20 protein-coding genes are annotated in these 18987 nt (G+C 38.0%); 11 read left to right on the top strand and 9 right to left on the bottom strand.

Annotation, left to right across the window (positions count from 1 at the left end; translation table 11 throughout):
* Nucleotides 1-48: 48 nt before the first annotated feature.
* The gene (locus tag WG904_RS16495; RefSeq protein WP_339580437.1) at nt 49-567 is read right to left on the bottom strand and encodes a glutathione peroxidase; all 519 of its coding nucleotides are present in this window, start codon (nt 565-567) and stop codon (nt 49-51) included.
* A 305-nt stretch (nt 568-872) separates the two neighbouring features.
* Here WG904_RS16495 and topA point away from each other — a divergent pair, with 305 nt between their 5' ends.
* Nucleotides 873-3422 (top strand): type I DNA topoisomerase, encoded by a 2550-nt coding sequence (gene topA, locus WG904_RS16490; protein ID WP_339580436.1) that lies wholly within the window; start codon nt 873-875, stop codon nt 3420-3422.
* A 7-nt stretch (nt 3423-3429) separates the two neighbouring features.
* A complete protein-coding gene (locus tag WG904_RS16485; RefSeq protein ID WP_339580435.1) occupies nt 3430-3834 on the top strand; it encodes a hypothetical protein in 405 nt (134 codons plus the stop codon).
* A 7-nt stretch (nt 3835-3841) separates the two neighbouring features.
* Here the strand turns inward: WG904_RS16485 and WG904_RS16480 are convergent, their stop codons facing one another.
* From WG904_RS16480 to WG904_RS16465, 4 genes are all read right to left on the bottom strand, one after another.
* Nucleotides 3842-4558: a lysoplasmalogenase gene (locus WG904_RS16480; RefSeq protein ID WP_339580434.1), complete on the bottom strand. Its 717-nt coding sequence runs from the start codon at nt 4556-4558 to the stop codon at nt 3842-3844.
* Nucleotides 4533-5768: a sterol desaturase family protein gene (locus tag WG904_RS16475; protein ID WP_339580433.1), complete on the bottom strand. Its 1236-nt coding sequence runs from the start codon at nt 5766-5768 to the stop codon at nt 4533-4535. Before WG904_RS16475 ends, WG904_RS16480 begins: the two co-directional genes overlap by 26 nt.
* A gap of 276 nt (nt 5769-6044) precedes the next feature.
* The gene (locus tag WG904_RS16470) at nt 6045-6350 is read right to left on the bottom strand and encodes an RNA recognition motif domain-containing protein (RefSeq protein WP_339580432.1); all 306 of its coding nucleotides are present in this window, start codon (nt 6348-6350) and stop codon (nt 6045-6047) included.
* A gap of 88 nt (nt 6351-6438) precedes the next feature.
* Nucleotides 6439-7209, bottom strand: coding sequence for a queuosine precursor transporter (locus WG904_RS16465; protein WP_339580431.1), 771 nt, complete (start codon nt 7207-7209; stop codon nt 6439-6441).
* 64 nt (nt 7210-7273) lie between these two features.
* Here WG904_RS16465 and WG904_RS16460 point away from each other — a divergent pair, with 64 nt between their 5' ends.
* The 8 genes from WG904_RS16460 (at nt 7274) to WG904_RS16430 (ending at nt 15136) form a co-directional block, all read left to right on the top strand.
* Nucleotides 7274-8419, top strand: a complete 1146-nt coding sequence (locus tag WG904_RS16460) for a methionine aminotransferase (RefSeq protein WP_339580430.1) — start codon at nt 7274-7276, stop codon at nt 8417-8419.
* Between the two features lie 16 nt (nt 8420-8435).
* The gene (locus WG904_RS16455; protein ID WP_339580429.1) at nt 8436-9242 is read left to right on the top strand and encodes a nitrilase family protein; all 807 of its coding nucleotides are present in this window, start codon (nt 8436-8438) and stop codon (nt 9240-9242) included.
* 16 nt (nt 9243-9258) lie between these two features.
* On the top strand, nt 9259-10281 hold the full coding sequence (locus tag WG904_RS16450) for a glycosylasparaginase (RefSeq protein WP_339580428.1): 1023 nt from the start codon (nt 9259-9261) through the stop codon (nt 10279-10281).
* Nucleotides 10282-10297: 16 nt separating this feature from the next.
* The gene (locus tag WG904_RS16445; protein ID WP_339580427.1) at nt 10298-11029 is read left to right on the top strand and encodes a copper homeostasis protein CutC; all 732 of its coding nucleotides are present in this window, start codon (nt 10298-10300) and stop codon (nt 11027-11029) included.
* A 1-nt stretch (nt 11030) separates the two neighbouring features.
* Nucleotides 11031-11462 (top strand): hypothetical protein, encoded by a 432-nt coding sequence (locus WG904_RS16440; RefSeq protein ID WP_339580426.1) that lies wholly within the window; start codon nt 11031-11033, stop codon nt 11460-11462.
* Nucleotides 11459-14380 (top strand): GH92 family glycosyl hydrolase, encoded by a 2922-nt coding sequence (locus tag WG904_RS16435; protein ID WP_339580425.1) that lies wholly within the window; start codon nt 11459-11461, stop codon nt 14378-14380. The genes WG904_RS16440 and WG904_RS16435 overlap by 4 nt, the downstream gene beginning before the upstream one ends.
* A gap of 345 nt (nt 14381-14725) precedes the next feature.
* Nucleotides 14726-14893 carry an IS3 family transposase gene (locus tag WG904_RS19665; protein ID WP_431844433.1) on the top strand — a complete coding sequence of 56 codons (168 nt, stop codon included), beginning with the start codon at nt 14726-14728 and terminating at the stop codon, nt 14891-14893.
* A 3-nt stretch (nt 14894-14896) separates the two neighbouring features.
* Nucleotides 14897-15136: a SymE family type I addiction module toxin gene (locus WG904_RS16430; protein WP_339580424.1), complete on the top strand. Its 240-nt coding sequence runs from the start codon at nt 14897-14899 to the stop codon at nt 15134-15136.
* Nucleotides 15137-15196: 60 nt separating this feature from the next.
* Here WG904_RS16430 and WG904_RS16425 read toward each other — a convergent pair whose 3' ends face one another.
* Nucleotides 15197-15421 carry a hypothetical protein gene (locus WG904_RS16425; protein ID WP_339580423.1) on the bottom strand — a complete coding sequence of 75 codons (225 nt, stop codon included), beginning with the start codon at nt 15419-15421 and terminating at the stop codon, nt 15197-15199.
* Between the two features lie 2 nt (nt 15422-15423).
* On the bottom strand, nt 15424-17244 hold the full coding sequence (locus tag WG904_RS16420; protein ID WP_339580422.1) for an RHS repeat domain-containing protein: 1821 nt from the start codon (nt 17242-17244) through the stop codon (nt 15424-15426).
* A 343-nt stretch (nt 17245-17587) separates the two neighbouring features.
* Between WG904_RS16420 and WG904_RS16415 the strand changes: the two genes are divergently transcribed.
* Entirely contained in the window at nt 17588-17710 is a 123-nt protein-coding gene (locus WG904_RS16415; RefSeq protein WP_339580421.1) for a hypothetical protein, read from the top strand.
* A gap of 211 nt (nt 17711-17921) precedes the next feature.
* Here the strand turns inward: WG904_RS16415 and WG904_RS16410 are convergent, their stop codons facing one another.
* Together WG904_RS16410 and WG904_RS16405 are read right to left on the bottom strand one after the other, a co-directional pair.
* Nucleotides 17922-18299, bottom strand: coding sequence for a hypothetical protein (locus tag WG904_RS16410; protein ID WP_339580420.1), 378 nt, complete (start codon nt 18297-18299; stop codon nt 17922-17924).
* Between the two features lie 10 nt (nt 18300-18309).
* The gene (locus tag WG904_RS16405) at nt 18310-18966 is read right to left on the bottom strand and encodes a hypothetical protein (protein ID WP_339580419.1); all 657 of its coding nucleotides are present in this window, start codon (nt 18964-18966) and stop codon (nt 18310-18312) included.
* Nucleotides 18967-18987 lie beyond the last annotated feature (21 nt).

The raw sequence follows: 18987 nt of genomic DNA, 5'->3' as shown, positions 1-18987 counted from the left end.
AAATCCCAATGCGATAAGCGTTGGGATTTTACTAGGTAAAGAATAAATTTATAAATTTTTTGTAATCACAGCATCCAATGGTTTGGTTGCCGAACGGTAACGGTGTACCAATTCTCCTTTTTCGTTGATTAAGAATTTCTCAAAATTCCACTTAATGTCTCCTTTGAAATCAGGGTTGTCTTCAGTAGTTAAATACGCAAATAATGGATTAATATCGGTTCCTTTAACACTTACCTTTTCACTCAAAAGAAAAGTAACACCGAAATTCTTTTTGCAAAAATCTTGGATTTCAGAATTTGTTGCTAATTCTTGTCCGCCAAAATTCCCAGCCGGAAAACCAATTAACACTACATCTTTACCATATTGTTTATGCAACTTCTCTAAATCTTCGTATTGAGGCGTATATCCACATTTCGAAGCTGTATTTACAATTAATATTTTTTTGCCTTTAAATTTAGAAAGTTTTACTTCTTTGCCATCGATGGTTTTAATGGTGAAATCATAAACCGATTTTGGTGGATTTGGCGTAATCCATAAACTAAGTACTAATAATAAGGAGTTAATCATGTTTTTGGGTTTTATAATTATAGTTAATTGTTTTATTGCTGAATTGTTGGCAGTGTGCCTAAACATCAAGTCTTAATCGCTCAATATTTGCATATACGAAGTTACTCACAAAATGGTTGTCTCAAATAATAATATCGTAAAGAAATTGATAAGTTTAAAAATAGCTTAACCTGTTCATATTAAGTGTTTAAGTTGTGAATTTCATCTTAAATATGCTAAAATTATCTCGTTTTTTTAAAAAAAATTACTAAACCAATTTTGATTTTAGACTTATTTATAGTTTTATTTGCAGAAAAACGTTCTGAATGGCAAAAAATTTACTAATCGTCGAATCACCAGCAAAAGCTAAAACCATAGAGGGGTATTTAGGAAAAGATTTTTTGGTTAAGTCTAGTTATGGTCATATTCGCGACTTGGTAAAAGGTGATATGGGAATTGATACTGCCAACAACTTTAGCCAAACCTACGAAGTTCCTGCGGACAAGAAACAGGTGGTTACCGAACTTAAAAAACTCGCTAAGGAAGCCGAAATGGTATGGCTAGCATCCGATGAAGACCGTGAAGGGGAAGCCATATCTTGGCATTTATACGAGACCTTAGGTCTTAAGGAAAGTAATACGAAAAGAATTGTTTTTCATGAGATTACAAAGCCTGCCATTCTAAAGGCAATCGAAAATCCGCGAACCATAGATTATAATTTAGTGCAGGCGCAGCAAGCGAGACGAGTGTTAGATCGTTTGGTGGGTTTTGAGCTTTCACCTGTACTTTGGAAAAAAGTTAAACCGTCGTTATCGGCAGGTCGTGTTCAATCTGTTGCTGTCCGATTAATTGTGGATCGCGAAAGAGAGGTTAATAAATTTAATTCAACAGCTGCATTTAAAATTACTGCTCAATTTACAACGGGTAAGGAAAAAGAAAGTGTACGAGCTGAACTTCCCCAGCGTTTCGAGAAAGCTGCTGATGCGGAAAAGTTCTTACAAGATGGCATTGCAGCCAGCTTTTCGGTAAGCAATTTAGAGGTAAAGCCAGCCAAAAGAAATCCTGCAGCGCCTTTTACCACCTCTACTTTGCAGCAAGAAGCTTCAAGAAAATTGGGTTTTTCGGTAGCTAGAACCATGCAAATTGCTCAAAGACTGTATGAAAGTGGTAAGATTACCTATATGAGAACAGACTCGGTAAATCTCTCTCAAACTGCAATTGATGCCGCATCTGCCGAAATTAGGTCGGCATGGGGCGAGAAATATCACCAACCAAGAGTCTACAAAACTAAGTCGGCCGGCGCACAAGAAGCCCACGAAGCCATTAGGCCCACGTATTTTAACCAACACAGTGTGGATGGTGATAATTCTGAAAAGCGCTTATACGACTTAATTTGGAAGCGTGCCATTGCCTCTCAAATGAGCGAAGCGGTATTCGAGAAAACAACTGCTGCCATTAGTATAAGTACCAGAAAAGAAGAATTAATTGCCGAAGGTGAAGTGATGAAGTTTGATGGTTTCTTAAAGGTATATTTAGAATCGACAGACGATGATGAAGATGAGCATGAAGACACCAACTTACTTCCGCCATTAACGAAAGGACAAACTTTAATCCTTAAGGAATTAGCCGCAACAGAGCGATTTTCTCGTCCACCAGCCCGCTACACAGAAGCAAGTTTAGTTAAAAAATTAGAAGAATTAGGAATTGGCAGGCCATCTACATATGCGCCAACCATTTCTACTGTACAAAACCGTGGCTATGTGGTTAAGGAAGATAGAGACGGTAGGAAACGAGAGTTTGTAAGCATGGTTTTAGCAAATGGAAGCATTACTAAAGTAGTCAAATCTGAAATTACGGGCGCCGAAAAAGCAAAACTTTTCCCTACTGATATTGGTGAAGTGGTGAATGACTTTCTAGTAGAACATTTTAAAGGAATTGTAGATTTTAACTTTACAGCTAAAGTTGAAAAGCAATTTGATGAGATTGCACAAGGATTACAGGAATGGACAAAAATGCTCCATTCTTTTTATACTCCTTTTCATAATGAGGTAGAAGATACCTTGGAAAATGCAGATCGGGCAAATGGCGAACGGTTATTGGGCATTGATCCGCTATCGGGTAAAAATGTATATGCAAAAGTTGGTCGATACGGCCCGTTAGTTCAAATTGGGGAGCTGAGTGATGATGAGTTGGCCGATAAGCCCCGCTATGCTAGTTTGTCTAAAAATCAATCCGTTGGTACCGTTAGCTTAGAAGAAGCCCTAGATCAGTTTAAGTTGCCTTTCCAGCTGGAAGACTACGAAGGCAAGGAAGTTTCTGTAGGTGTAGGTAGATTTGGACCCTATGTGAAATGGGGTGAAGCATTCATTTCTATCCCGAAAAATGAAGATCCATTAACGGTTGATCAGGCAAGAGCCCTTGAAATCATTGGCGAGAAAATTACGGCCGATGCCCCAGTTGCTGCATATGAAGGATTGCCTGTAACTAAAGGAACTGGCCGTTTCGGACCTTTTATAAAATGGAATAGCCTTTTTATCAACGTACCTAAAGCGTATAACTTTGATGCTTTATCGGCCAATGATATAAAAGAGTTGATTGAGAAAAAAATAGAGAAAGAAAACAATCGCTATATCCAACAATGGGAAAGTGAAAAAATCGCTATCGAAAATGGCAGATGGGGACCATTTATCCGTTTTGGCAAGGAAATGTTAAAGTTGAGAAATAATCCGAAAACCAAAGCGAAATATACTCAACAAGAATTAGCTGAGATTTCTTTAGAAGAGGTTAAAAAATTAATTGTAGATCAATTGCCTAAAGCATTCGAGGTTAAGAAAAAGGCACCTGCTAAGAAAAAGGTTGTAGCCAAGAAAAAATAGTTTTACCATGAAAGCCGATTTACCAAATAATATCGTAGAAGATATTGCCATTGCTGTGGTTTTAATGAGTGAAAGCCCAGAGGTTAAGAATTGGACAGTTTATGTTATTAATCTTAAGAACAAGGCCATTACCAATGTGCTAATTTCTTCTAAAGGTTATGGCGAAAAGGAGGGTAAACAAGTTAAAACTTCTCTTTTAAGGCATTTTATTGGGGATTTAGCTCCAAATTCTTTCGCCGGAGTTGAAGCTATAGATACGCAAGTATTCGGATTAACTAACGAGTATTGGTTAAGTTATTATATAGACAAAGAAATTTTCGACAAAAAATTTATATTTCTGCCAGAGAGCATCGTGGAAGGAAACATGATCCGTATTCCAATTTTAAATAAGCCTGGGGTTATGATTAAATAGGTAGAACTTATATCTCTTCTACTTTCTTTTTCATTTTTCGTTCTATGTTGCCCATGGTGATTAAATACTGAGCAGCCATATAGGTAGCCATTACAATTATCCCCGATACTTTAAATTCGTATACAAACCGATTGATTGCTAAAACTGAATCGGAAAGAATAAATAATAATGATCCATAGAAAATGAGTTTAAAGCTTAAGGAGTTTACTCTTCCAAATCGATTTACGGCCATTATCCCCATTAAGGAAATCGCAAGTGCATAAATTATAACCGGAAATCTAAGATCACCTAAATAAGACCATAATAAAGCGCAAAAAACGACACTAAATAGGCCGAATCCAATCATTGCATGTTTAGTATACTTCTGATATACCGTCTTATTTACGCGATAATCTAAATAAAATGCACTCATATATGCGATATGTCCCAATAAAAATGCGACTAAACCAAAGATGAAAAATGATTCGTTTTGATCTTCAAATAAAAGAAAAACATCTCCTGCTAAACCAAAAAGTAGTCCCGCCCCTATTCGTTTAGAAAAACGACCTCTTAAGCCTGTATGGTAAAGCAATAAAGTAAATAGAGATATCGTAATTAATGGTTTAACAAAATAATGGATGTTAGGGATTAGAAATAAATGAGTTAACGTATCTGATTCAGTAATAAGTTGAATGATAAAAACTAAAGCAAATACAAAATTAAATCCTTGGTGTTTTTTGAGCATATAAAATAGAACTTTGTAAATAATAGAACCAAAATATCGAAATAAGTTGTATGCTAATGGTGGTAACAACTAGCCAAATTATACCTATTTCTTCTTTTAAAAGGTAAACAGCAACAATGCTGAGGAATAAGCGGGAAAACTCAAAGAATTTTAACCAGTTTCTTTTTTCGAGTATTGCCCCACAACTTAGTAGGGTAAATATGATAAAGGTAGCGGCAAAACTTAGATAGTTTATAGGCATTTTAGCACTTAAAAATAATAATGCAGAGCCGCAGAGTAAGGCAATTAAAAATTGAAATGAAACGTATAAAACCACATTATAATGATAATTATCATCATACTTTTTATAGTTTTCGATATCAATTTCAGGTGGGTGTTTAAAGCCCCCTAGACTTGACGGATACCAACCCGGAGGCTTCGTAAATACTTTAATTTTGTCGCTTAGCGTAGACGACCGTTTTGCAGTTTGCCAGAGTTCTATCCAATAATGAAAATTTGCCCAAACCGGGTTCCAGCTTGCTAAAGGCGTAGTTATTCCATAATAAACTTCTTCATCTTCCTTTTGGAATGTGCCAAATAACTTATCCCAAATGATTAAGGTACCCGCATGATTTTTATCGATGTATTTCGGGTTAGAGCCATGATGAACACGATGATGAGATGGTGTGTTTAAGATATGCTCTAAAAAGCCCATACTTTTAATGGCTCGAGTATGAATCCAGAATTGATATAATGTGTTAAAAGCACTTAAAGTAACAAATAAGAGAGGATCGAAGCCAATAAAAGCCAAAGGCAGATAAAATACCCATGCAAACCAACTCTGAAACCAAGATTGCCTTAATGCGACCGTTAAATTGTATTCTTCAGATTGGTGATGAACGATATGCGCAGCCCATAAGGCATTAACTTGATGGCTCATCCGATGAAACCAATAATAAAAGAAATCTACTCCAATAAATAAAATAACTAATACGAATATTGTGTTTGGTAAATCAAATAATCGCCAATGCTTAAAAATGTAAGAATAGCCAAAAAACAATGCGGTTTTCATAAATAAACCCGTAATCTGGGAACCAATGCCTTGACTTAAGTTTGAGATTGAATCGTTAAAGCGATAATATTGAAGCTTCTTATAAAATGCATAGGCTAATTCTACTCCAATTAGGATGAAAAAAATGGGTACAGATAACGCTATGTAGTCTACTTTCATCTCTTAGTATTCCATTTCTTTGATTACGAAATGCATAAAGTTTTTATTCCTATCCATTTTCTTACTCTAATTAAGAATAAATATCATTTTTTGAAGATACGTATTTAACTACTAATCGAGAAATAGAAAAATGAATGCTGATGTTAAAAAAAAAGCGAACCTAGGTCCGCAATACTTTATAAGTTAGCTATCTAGTTGTTACTGAAAACTACTTTTAAGAAAAATTAAGTTGTAAAAAATTTCGCTAAAAATGCTTTATCACTAAAGCGTTACACTTTAGAAGCTACGTTCTCTGCTGTTGTTACGTTTAAAACCACCTCCAGCACCGCCACCAGTATTTGGTTTTTCTTGTGCTTCAGCAACCTTAATCCGGTTACCATTATAGTCGCCACCATTCATTCTTTTGATAGCTTCTTTAGCTTCCTCATCATTTGGCATCTCTACAAACCCAAAGCCACGGCTCTGATTGGTTTCACGATCTTTAATAATTCTAAGTGATTTTACTTGACCGAAATCACCAAATACGGCTGTTAATTCTTCTTCCCCTACTTCTAAAGGAAGGCCTGTAATAAATATCTTCATTAATGTTTAAAAATTTGCACAAAGATACAAAAAATAATGGTCTTTTTGCTATATGAATGTCACTAAATTGGGTTTATAAGGGATTAACCTACCCCCTTCCTGCCATTTTTATCATGCGTTGCGCAAGATCTTTCCCTAAATAATTATCAATTAAGGTATGAACAATATATAAAACCGGAGTCATCACTAAAGCAATTATAAATTTATAGGTATAACCTACCAATCCGATTGCTGCAACCATTTCCCAACTCCAATTGTAGGCAGGGTTAAGATAAAAGGCAATAAAAATAACCACAAAACTATCTACAAACTGAGAAATTACTGTAGATCCAGTTGCCCTTAGCCATAATCCTCTTTCACCTGTAAATCGTTTAATCCTGTGAAAAACCAATACATCAACCATTTGCCCAATTAAAAAAGCTATAATTGATCCAACAATAATCCACATACCCTGACCAAAAATGGCATCAAAAGCAATTGGCATACTAATATTTTGTCCATGAACATTTTGCAACTGCCAAAAATCTGCAGGTTGAAGTTTCATGGCCAAACCCACAACTAAAAATGCGAAACCAATAAGAATACAGGTTAATACGGATAAAAAACGCACTTGCTTCACTCCAAAATACTCATTTATAATATCGGTCATGATAAATATAATTGGCCATGTAAGCACGCCGGCCGACATATTAAAAGAGAGATTGGGTACGCCAAATAAATTCACGTCGAACTTTCTTAAACCTAATGTACCTTCTACAGTAAAAATCTTTACTCCAATAAATTCAGATAAAATGGCATTGGCTACGAAAAAAGCACTTAAAACTAGGAGCAGCCTGCTTTCTTTGGTTTTAAAAGTCATGTAGCTAAATTATCAATTATTTAACAGAAAAGAAAATGGGGAATTATTTCTATTTTCGTACTTAATGTTTCTATTAAATTCGAAATTACCTACTGTAGGCACTACCATTTTTTCTGTAATGTCTAAATTGGCGCAAGAGCATAATGCGATTAACCTTTCTCAAGGTTTTCCAGATTACGGTGCCTCAGAAAAATTAATCAATTCTATTGTTGAAGCCATAAAAGCTGGTCACAATCAATATGCTCCTATGGCTGGACTGATGCAGTTAAGAGCGCTAATCGCCACTAAGATCAATCGTTTTTACCAAGCAAACTATGACCCCGAAACCGAGATCACGATTACTGCTGGAGGTACCCAAGCCATATTTACCGCTTTGGCCGCAACGATAAATTCGGGCGACGAAGTAATTATTTTCGAACCTGCTTACGACTGTTATGCTCCTGCCGTTAAATTGTTTGGAGGATTGGTTAAACCCTTTGAGTTACATGGACCCGATTATGAGATTGATTGGGAGATGGTAAAAAAGCTTTTTACAGCAAACACGAAGATGATTATATTAAACAATCCACACAATCCAACAGGTAGTATTCTAACTAAAAAAGATATCGACGCTTTAATTAAACTCACTAAAAATACAGATATAATTATCCTAAGTGATGAGGTTTATGAACATATCATTTTTGATGGTGTAAAGCATCAGAGCATCGCACTTTATCCTGAGTTAAAAGAACGCAGCTTTATTGTTGCTTCTTTTGGTAAATTATTACACACAACAGGTTGGAAAGTTGGATATTGTTTAGCACCAACTAAACTAACACTTGAATTAAGAAAAGTACATCAATTTAACGTTTTTAGCGTAAATACACCCATGCAGGTGGGTATAGCCAACTATCTGAAGAATGAAGATATTTACGATGAATTAGCTGTTTTTTTTCAACAAAAAAGAGATTTGTTCTGCAGCTTAATGGCGCAAACAAAATTTAAATTATTACCTTGTAAAGGTTCTTATTTTCAATGTGTAAGTTATTCGCATTTTAGTGATGAAAAAGATACGGACTTAGCTAAGCGATTGGTAATAGAACATGGTGTTGCCAGTATTCCCTTGTCTGCGTTTTATACAAAAGGCACAGACGAGAAGATATTACGATTTTGTTTTGCTAAACAACAAGATACCTTAGAAAAAGCTGTTGAAAGTTTAATGAAAGTTTAAAATTAATTGCAACTACATGGAAAGTGAAAACTATTTGAACCTACAAAACTTAAAGATCACCGTCTTTCAGGCCTATTTGTTTTGGGAAAATGTAGATAAAAACCTTCAAAATATTTCGCTCAGGCTAGCTAGTGGGGTTAGAGAGAAAACAGATTTAATTGTTTTGCCCGAAATGTTCAACACTGGGTTTACCATGAAAGCCCAAGAACTTGCTGAAGAAATGGGTGGTAAAACTATGCAATGGTTAAAAAAGACTGCAATTCAGTACGATTGCGTGATTACCGGAACGTTAATTATCAATGAAAACGGAAAATACTTTAACCGTATGATTTGGATGCTGCCCAATGGTGAGTATCAATTTTATGATAAGCATCACTTGTTTGGTATGGGCGATGAAGACAAGCATTACACGCTAGGTACGAAGCAATTGATCGTAGAATTAAAAGGATGGAAGATTAGATTGGCCATTTGCTATGATTTGCGTTTTCCGGTTTGGCTTCGCAATAAAAATGCTGAGTATGATGTTTTGTTGCTGGTGGCAAGTTGGCCAGATAAACGCTCATCGCATTGGCGCACGCTGATTCATGCGCGTGCCATCGAAAACCAGAGCTATGTAGTTGCAGTTAATCGTGTTGGCCACGATGGTAACCAAGTTTATCATAGCGGACACTCCATGTGCATAGATCCACATGGGAATACCATTTATTACAAACCAGAAGATGAAGATTTATATACATTCAGCATTAATTATGCGGAATTAGAAAAGATCCGCAGGCAATTCCCTTTTTTAAGGGATGCTGATGATTTTAAGATAAATTCGTAGCTATTCAAATAAATACATGATAAATAGAAGAAAATTCATTAAGACGACTGCCCTATCGGCAGGATTATTAGCCTTGGATAAAAAAAGTATCGGATCTGGTTTACCAAGCGATGTGAATAAACCTATTGTAATCTCAACTTGGGATTTTGGTGTTGCCGCAAATGCGGATGCATGGAAAGTATTAAGCAAAAACGGACGTGCTTTAGATGCGGTAGAGCAAGGCGTTTGGGTGCCTGAGGCGGATGAATCAAACCAATCTGTTGGTTATGGAGGATTACCCGACCGCGATGGGCGAGTAACACTAGATGCATGCATTATGGATGAGAATGGCAATATCGGGGCAGTGCTGGCAATAGAACACATTAAACACCCTATTTCTGTGGCACGTAAAGTGATGGAAAAAACGCCTCATGTAATGCTAGCAGGTGATGGAGCATTGCAATTTGCATTGGAGCAGGGTTTTAAAAAAGAAAACTTACTTACTCCAGCGAGCGAAAAGGCTTGGAAAGCATGGCTAAAAACTGCAAAATACGAACCTGTAATGAACATCGAGAACAAACTTTATGATAAAGCTGCTCCTCAAAAGTTACCTGGAAATCAGTATAATCACGATACTATTGGAATGATTGCGATGGACTCGAAAGGAAATCTTTCTGGAGCATGTACTACGAGTGGCATGGCGTATAAATTGCATGGCAGAATTGGCGATAGCCCAATTATTGGCGCTGGTTTGTATATAGATAATGAAGTTGGAGGGGCTACCTCTACGGGTGTTGGGGAAGAGGTGGTACGTAATGTCGGCTCTTTTTTAGTAGTCGAATTAATGAGACAAGGCTACTCTCCAGAAGATGCCTGTAAAGAAGCCGTGATGCGAATCATCAAAAAGAAACCAGAAACCGCAAAAAATATTCAAGTTGGCTTTTTAGCCTTGAATAAGAATGGCGAATATGGTGCTTATGCAATTCAAAAAGGCTTTAGTTATGCGGTTTGTGATTCCATGAAGCAGGATTTGGTGATAAAAGGAAAGAGCTATTACTAGGAAATGGGAAATAGACATGGAGCTTGAAGTTTGTGCCAACTCTTTTGCATCTGCGTTAGCAGCCGAACAAGGAGGTGCTGTGCGCGTAGAATTGTGTGAGAATATGGCCGAGGGTGGGACTACCCCAAGTTATGCAACGATAAAAATGGCTACCGAACGACTAAAAATCGAAGTTTGGCCCATCATTCGTCCACGAGGAGGCGATTTTTTGTATACTGCCGATGAATTTGAACTGATGAAGATCGACATTCAATCTTGTAAAGATTTGGGTTGTAATGGTGTTGTTTTCGGTATTTTATCGCCAAATGGCGAGATAGATAAAGAACGCTGTAAACTACTACTAGACACCGCTTATCCCCTGCCCGCTGCATTTCATCGTGCTTTCGATATGTGTAACGACCTAGAAAAGGCCTTAGAAGATGTAATAGATTTGGGTTTTGCAAGGATATTATCTTCCGGCGGAGCAGAAACCGCACTTAACGGACTTGAAAAATTAACCAAATTAGTGCAGTTAGCCAATGATAGGATCGAAATTATGCCAGGTTCCGGAATTAATCCACAAAACATTAAATTTATTAAAGAAAAAACGGGTGCAAAGGTATTTCATGCTTCTGCACGGATAAAAATGGCAAGTAAAATGCACTATCGCAACAAAAATGCTAAAATGGGAAGTATTGAAGACGAATTTGCTGTAGAGCAAACTTCTGAACAACTTGTAAAGGATTTAATTTTAGCTTTAAATGCATAAGATGAAATATAAGTTAATTTTAATACTGTTCTTCCCACTTTTTACCTTCGCTCAACGTACGAACCTCCAAGCACCTGCATTTGCTTTAGGGAGCTTTACAGACGATTATGGGATAAGCTATTCGATTAATGATAGCCTTTGGATTCAAAATCCATCAACGAAATTCCATATTATAAAATGGAATATTGAAAAGCAATATTTAGTTGCCAAAAACGATGTGGGGAATAAAGAAGATGCCAATAAGTACACCCGTATCGATTACATGACTTTCACTGGGATGGAACCCTATAAATGGGGATTTTGTTTAACGGCCTACAATGCCGAAAGTGACGAAATAGCTGAAAAAACAGCTTATGTAGACCGCTTAAATCCTAAAAAAGGATGCAATGGATATCCTTTTTCGAGAATGAAGAAAATAGAAATAAAAGAATGAAACCGTACCACTTATTTATAGCTGCTTTACTCCTAGCGAACTTCACGTTTGCTCAGAAAAATTATACTACTTACGTAAATCCTTTTATTGGAACAGGAGGTCATGGGCACACCTACCCTGGTCCGGCGCTACCCTTTGGAATGATTCAACCTGGACCAGATACACGTTTAGATGGTTGGGATGGTTGTTCTGGCTATCACTATACCGATTCGTTGGTGTATGGCTTTTCACAAACGCACTTAAGTGGTACAGGAATTGAAGACTATTGCGATTTCTTATTTATGCCAACTGTTGGGAAGCCCCAGTTTTCTAATAAACAATATTCCTCTCCATTTCAAAAGAAAAATGAAAAAGCGAGTCCGGGCTACTACCGAACGTTTTTAGATAAATATAAGATTAGCGCAGAAATAACCACAACTAGAAGAGCTGGATTATATAAATTTACCTATCCAAATACGAAACAAGCAAACATAATTATAGATTTAAAGCATCGCGATAAAGTTTTAGCTAGTTGGGTAGAAATTGTGAACGACCGCGAAATAAAGGGCTATCGAAAATCGAGTGCTTGGGCTAAAGGTCAAGAATTGTATTTTCATGTGCGTTACAGTAAACCGTTTAAATCGTATGGCATAGCAATTAATGATGAAATACAACCTGGTTTAAAAAAAGCAAAAGGAACTAATATTAAATTGTTTATTCAATTTGAGACGGATCAGCAAGAAAGTATTTACTCGCAAGTAGCTATTTCAGCAGTTGATGCAGCTGGTGCATTAAAGAACTTAAATAGCGAAAAAGATGGTTTCGATTTTGTAAAAACTGTTTCAAAGGCTGAGTTAGCTTGGAATAAGGAGCTCGCCAAAATCGATGTAGAAGAATCAAACAAATCAAAATTAACTACCTTTTATACAGCATTATATCATTCTTTTCTTAATCCAAATCTTTATATGGATGTTGACCATAGATATAGGGGTTTAGACAATAAGGTACATACAGCGAATGGCTTTGAATACTATAGTGTGTTCTCTTTATGGGATACCTATCGTACAGAAAACCCACTTCTAACACTGCTCGATCGAAAAAGGACATTAGATTTTGTTAAAACTTTTTTAGCCATGTACCAAGAGGGTGGATTATTACCCATTTGGCCATTAGCCAACGAAGAAACCTATTGTATGATAGGAAATCATGCTATCCCAGTTATTACGGATGCCTATGCAAAGGGAATTAGGGATTTTGATACCAAATTGGCTTTACAAGCAATGAAACATGCGGTTAATCGTAAACAATTTGGTATTGATTTGTATGCGAATCAAGGAGCCGTAATGGCCGATATAGAGCATGAAAGTGCATCGAAAACGGTAGAATATGCATACGATGATTGGTGCGTTGCTCAGTTTGCAAAAATGATTGGTGAGGATGCTGACTATCAGAATTACATTACTCGTGCACAAAACTGGAAAAATGTATATGACCCATCAACTGGCCATATTAGAGCGCGTAATAATGGAGGTTGGTGGAAACCGTTTAATCCAACGGAAGTAAATAATAATTACACAGAAGGAAACTCATGGCATTATAGTTTTAGCACGCAGCAAGACATTAATGGGCATATGGAGCTAATGGGAGGTGAAAAAAATTATCAGCAAAAGCTAGATGAATTATTTACAACAAAACTAGGTTTAACTGGGCGGGATCAAAGTGATATTACAGGTTTAATCGGACAGTATGCTCATGGCAACGAACCCAGTCACCATATGGCTTATTTATTCAATTTCACTTCTCATCCAGAGAAAACCCAGTTTTACATCCACAAAATTATGAATGAGCAATATCATGATCAGCCAGATGGTTTATCAGGTAATGAAGATTGTGGACAGATGAGTGCTTGGTTAGTGATGAGTTCGATGGGGATATATCCCGTTTCACCAGGTAATAATATGTACACGATTGGGACACCTTGGTTTAAAAAAATGACGATTAGTTTAGAGAATGGAAAGAAAGTGATGATTTATGCTCCTGCTAAAACAGAAACAAATTATTATATAAAAGGAATTACATTGAACGATAAGTCTTATAAAAAATTATTTTTAGGTTTTTCTGATTTGGCAAATGGAGCAAACTTAACCTTCGCTTTATCGGCTACGCCAGATCTGAAATATTTGAGCACTTTACAGAAACCAGTGATGAAAATCACCGAAAACTTAATTGTTCCAAATCCAATTATAGACGGTCCGCAAGAAACGTTTAAAACGAGTGCCGAAATTTCGCTTAGTTCTGCCTTACCTGGAACAGAAATTTACTATACACTAGATGGTTCATCACCAAATGAAAAGAGCTTTGCCTATGTTAAGTCATTCACTATTAGTGATGCGGTTACCATTAAGGCGATTGCTTATAAAAATGGCTATATAACGAGTTATGTAAGTAGTGCAACTTATCAGAAAATAACGAATAATTATACAATAAAAATTAACAGTGAAATTAATAAGAGCTTTACGGCCGGGGGAAACGAAGGTCTAATTGATGGAGTTAGGGGCACACTGAATTGGCGGGTTGGGAATCGCTGGCAAGGCTTTTGGGGCAAAGATTTCGAAGCGATTTTAGATTTAGGGAAAATGCAAAACGTAAATACGGTTAGCATTGGTGCTTTGCAAGATACGCAGGCTTGGATAGTTTTTCCGCCAGATACTGAGTTTTATGCAGCTGGAGCGGATATGAACTTTAAGTTAATAGGAAACGTTAAAGCACCAGTAGAAGCGAAAGATTATGCTGTTCAAATTAAAGAGTTAGGCGTAAAAGTAAATTCAGATTGCAGGTATATTAAAATAATAGCTAAAAACTACGGTGTGCTTCCTGCCTGGCATGAAGGTTCTGGTGGTTTAGCACATAGCTTTTTTGATGAGATTACGGTGAAATAAGTTTGCACTGTGAATTGCTCAAGGCATCGTAGCCCAGTGGAATTCCAATTGCAATTCCAACCCGTTTAAGCACTACCCTATCTTCCATATCCTTGAATTCTTCGCTGGTACCGATCTTTCCAGTGGTACAGTTCTCGTCTTTGGTTTATTTGGGCGTTAGGGCGTGCTGTTCGCTGTATCTTTTGGCATAATTTTTCTACCAGAAAATGTGTTCTATTGCCAAAAGGATGCCGCTGCCATCACTAACGCTGAATTAAGAAGGGATATAAGCCGATAAGTTTGGGAAATCCTGTGTGCCGGTCACGAGTTCTACAATTGCTTTAAGGGATTGCCTGTTTACAGCGAATGGGCAGAATTTTTTTCAAAACCTTAGAAACAGAAATGGTGTACCATAGAAAATTTGAAACAAAGACACAGGCAAAACTGCAAATATTCGACTATATCGGGGTCTGGTACAATAGAAAAAGAAGATATTCATCGTCAGGTTACTTGGCCCCAGTTCAAGTTCAATAGATGATGGAGAGAAAGAAAGAGAAGCTGCCTAAAATGTCCCTACTCAAAGGTAGCAACTCCAATTGCAACTCCAGGCTGAAGGTCTACTACAAGTGGCCACCCTCGGATGGTGGCACGGTTCCGCTCATCATGCTCCAGGGGGAATGGCTCCGGAGCTCCGGCTTCGACATCGGAGACGAAGTGCTCGTTACCGTGGAAACCAACAGGCTAACCATTGACTTCGAGAAAAGGAAAGAAGATTAACTTTATCAAACAGCAAGGCCCGAACTTGAAAGTTCGGGCTTCATTTTGTAATATCAAAGACTATTCAATTTTCCCCTTCACTTTCAATTTCAAGGCTTCTTCTAGAATTTCTTTGGCAAGCAGATCATCTTCAACAAAAAGTTCAACCGTTTCATCATTATCTACTAATCTGTCTTTCATTTTTTTAGCCTCGCCTAATGATAGGCCCGCTTTATCTTGCAAAAGATGTATAAATGGTATTTTTCGCATACCAACCTCCCATCCGTAGAAAATTATTTTTGCCATTGCTATTTATCTATGTTAAACGTTAGTGGAGAAGGAACTTTGCCCGGATTCGCACCAGTGGTTCTTTTCGCACCTTGGATTATAACCTTCTCTACACCTTGACTCTTACCAAATGCTTTTATGATGTCGGATAATGCTTTAAAGCCAAGCTTATTATTTAGGTTACCATCAATATCAAAGTTACCTATCGTCAACACACCCTTTGATTTTGAGAAGTCGCCACCAAATTCTATGACATCATTCCCAATCTTTGTTGAATATAGCAATAAGTTCCCATCTTTCGCTGTCTGGGTAAAAGTATAGTTTTGAAAGCCCATAGCCGTTCTAGCCCAAGGATTAACATACTGACCATTACCAAAATCAAACCCAATCTCCTTATGGGCATTAGAGATTGACGTATTTATATATCCTAGCCAACCCTCTTCATCATAGGCATCCAATGCCCTCCCAGCGTTCATTACCTCTCTTCCAGCAAATATCCTTAAAAACCAATTATCCTTTAAAACCTTTTTTGCAGCTTCAGTTCCACTTTCCTTCTTTTTAGGTTTGTTTTGCTTCTTTGGACCTGGACCATCTCCTCCACCTACTAAATTATTTTGTATCTGCCGGAACATATCCTGTGCTTCCTGTCCATAATAGGTCTCCATCCCGTTCGGGTCGATGTTGTTCACACGATTGTTGTCGGTATAGTTGTACGGGCTCACGCTGTAGAACTTCTCCGCCAAAGGGTCAACCACATTCCACCTTCCTATCACCGGATCATATATCCTTGCCCCGTAATCATACTTCCCAAGCTCCGTTTGCAACTCCTTACTGTTATAAAGATAATCATTATTGCCAACAGTTGCAACTTTTCTTAAGCCAAAAGGGTAATAGTCGTCGGCCTGAAGCTTCCGCAACACCCCTGCGTTCTTATCGAAACTATAGCGTACATTGCCCAAGTGGTCGGTCAGGTCGTATTCGTAAACATAGGTACCACTGCTGTTCCTTGCCCTGCCCTCTTCGGTCCGGATAAAGTCTATCGCTCCATTGGTATATTGGATCCCGTCCACATAATCGGTTACCACACTCCCGGCAGTCAGCACCTCGCGCCTCAGCTTGGTGCCAAGGGCATTATAGGTATAGTATACGTTCAGTCCCGTGGTGTTGGCATGCTTAAGCTGGTTCAGATGGGTATAGGTCTGGGTAAGGTTCATCCGCCCATCGATGGTGGTATTCCCGTTCTGGTCGTACGAATAGGGATTGGTAACCGCATCGACATGGTTGAGCCGGTTGCCCGTATAAAAATACGGATGTGCCGTGCCCCCGTCGCGCGACAGGGTGGTCATATTGCCCATCACATCATAGGTAATCACCTCGCTCATCGCTATACCGGTACTGCTGCCCTCGGTTAAGCGGTTCAGCCTATCGTAGGTATAATCGAAGCGGTTGGGATAGCTGCCCGCCGTACCCCATAGTTGTGCGCTGATGTTGCCGTTGTACTGTGGGTAGCTTAAGGTATCATAGCCCAGTTTCATACCGAACTCGCTACTGATACTGCCCTTTAGCCATGCCCTTTCGTTATAGGCATATTTGGTAAGCTGCAGGTAGGTAGATCCTCCATCGGTACTATGCAGCTGCTTTTGCTTTAACTGACCGATCTCGTTATAGCCCAGTTTGTTCAGTACCACCTCTCCCTGGCTGTTGATGTTCTCTTTGGCATTCAGCCTGCGCCCGGCATGGTCGTAAACATAGCCATTGGCAATGGTGGTGGTGGTTGTTTTGATGATCTGGGCGTTCGGGCGTGCTGTTCGCTGTATCTTTTGGCGATAAACTCTTGTCAAAGATCAAAATTTCCTTGCCAAAAGGATGCCGCTGCCATCACTAACGCGGAATTAAGAAAGGGATTAAGCGATAAGCTGGGAGAATCCTATATGCCCGTCACGAGTTCGGCAATTGCTTTAAGGGATTGCCTGTTTACAGCGAATGAGCAGATTTTTTTTCAAGACCTTAAAAACAGAAATGGTCTACCATATAAAATTTGAAACAGGGGCACACAACACTGGAAATATTCGACTCTATCGGGGTCTGGTACAATAGAAAAAGAAGACATTCATCACCAGGTTACTTGGCCCCAGTTCAAGATGAACAGATGATGAAGAGAAAGAAAGAGAAGCTGCTCTATAAATGTCCCTACTCAAAGGTAGCAACTCCATTGAAGCCCTGCCCAGTGAAGAAAAGGATAAAGTCTATTACCTGATCGATATGGCACTGGCCTATAAAAAAACAAAAAAAGCCTTCGCCCTTTAAGTAGCACAAGCTCCGCCATTGCAGTAAAACCCTAAGTTGCGCAGGGTTTTCTTCCTTCGCCCCCAAGCGAAGGCAAGATAGTTTTATACGTCAGTCCAGCCGAAGGCGGGATGTACGTACAAAAACACAACTTGCAGGTATAAAAACAACAATAGGCTGCATAAATAGATATGCAGCCTATTGCTTTATCAGCAAAGCTCCTGCTAATAATTTAAGATAAACAATAATCAAGAACTTCTTTCGCCACTGACTTAGTCACAGCTCCGTTTACGGGTGGGTCTGTCATTGTTTCCGTAAGTTCTAAAAGCTTCTCGTTTTCAAAAGATACGTTTTCAGATAATAATAAAGCATCTATTATATAATATACCTCATACTCTGATAATTCATCATTTAAATAATGACTACATAATTCCGACATGTGTGCCTTAGTTAAATACAAATCAATGTCGGCTTCTAACAGAACCTCCGAACTAGCCCCTTTTTTTGAAAGCTGATTTTTATATCCTGTAACTTCTTTGTCAATACCTTTTCTAAAGTTTTCGATTCCAAGTTTTTGTTCCAAAAAAGATCTTAATTGACTTAGCTTCATATTTATCATTTTATTGTTCTCTGCCCTCTGGGCCGCCTCTTAAAGGCTTACGACCCTGATATTTATTACCTCTATCATAACTATCTTTGTAAGTCTTTACAGTCTTACCTTCTTTATTTTTATACGTACTATATTCAGCTCTTGATTGACCAGGGCCTTTACCTGGCCTTACTTCGGTTTTCTTTGTAAACTTGTCGCCGATATTTTCTACTGTCTTGCTTTTCTCAACTTTTGATAGCTTTTGAGAACCTGCTTCAGCTGACTTCACAATAGACTTCTCTACCTTAGCTTCAGTTTTTACAGCCTCAACAGCATTACTGATAATTTTTACATCTTTCTCAATTTTACCTGCTTTTGCCAAATCTCCTGCCAGCGGGATAACACCCATGGCACTTATTCCTGCATTTAACCAATCACCTTTTTTAGCAGAAATACCAGCATTGACACCATCTGCGATACCTGTTGGATCAAATATACCTACGACATCTAAACCAGCTTGTAAAATATCATCCCCCTGTAGTGTATAATTACCTCCAAAATTAACTCCTAAAGAACTGGCATTAACTTCTATATCGATAAGTTCTGTCTTTATCGTTACACTGGAGTTTCCCGCTCCTCTTAAAATAATATCAGTTGGCGCGTTCCCGTCAGGATCGGTATAACGCATTGGATTGATTGGGCTTTATTA

The sequence above is a fragment of the Pedobacter anseongensis genome (assembly GCF_037482965.1).
Taxonomy (GTDB): Bacteria; Bacteroidota; Bacteroidia; order Sphingobacteriales; family Sphingobacteriaceae; genus Pedobacter; species Pedobacter anseongensis.
The sequence above is the reverse complement of the archived record's forward strand: the minus strand, read 5'-3'. Positions and strand labels throughout refer to the sequence as shown.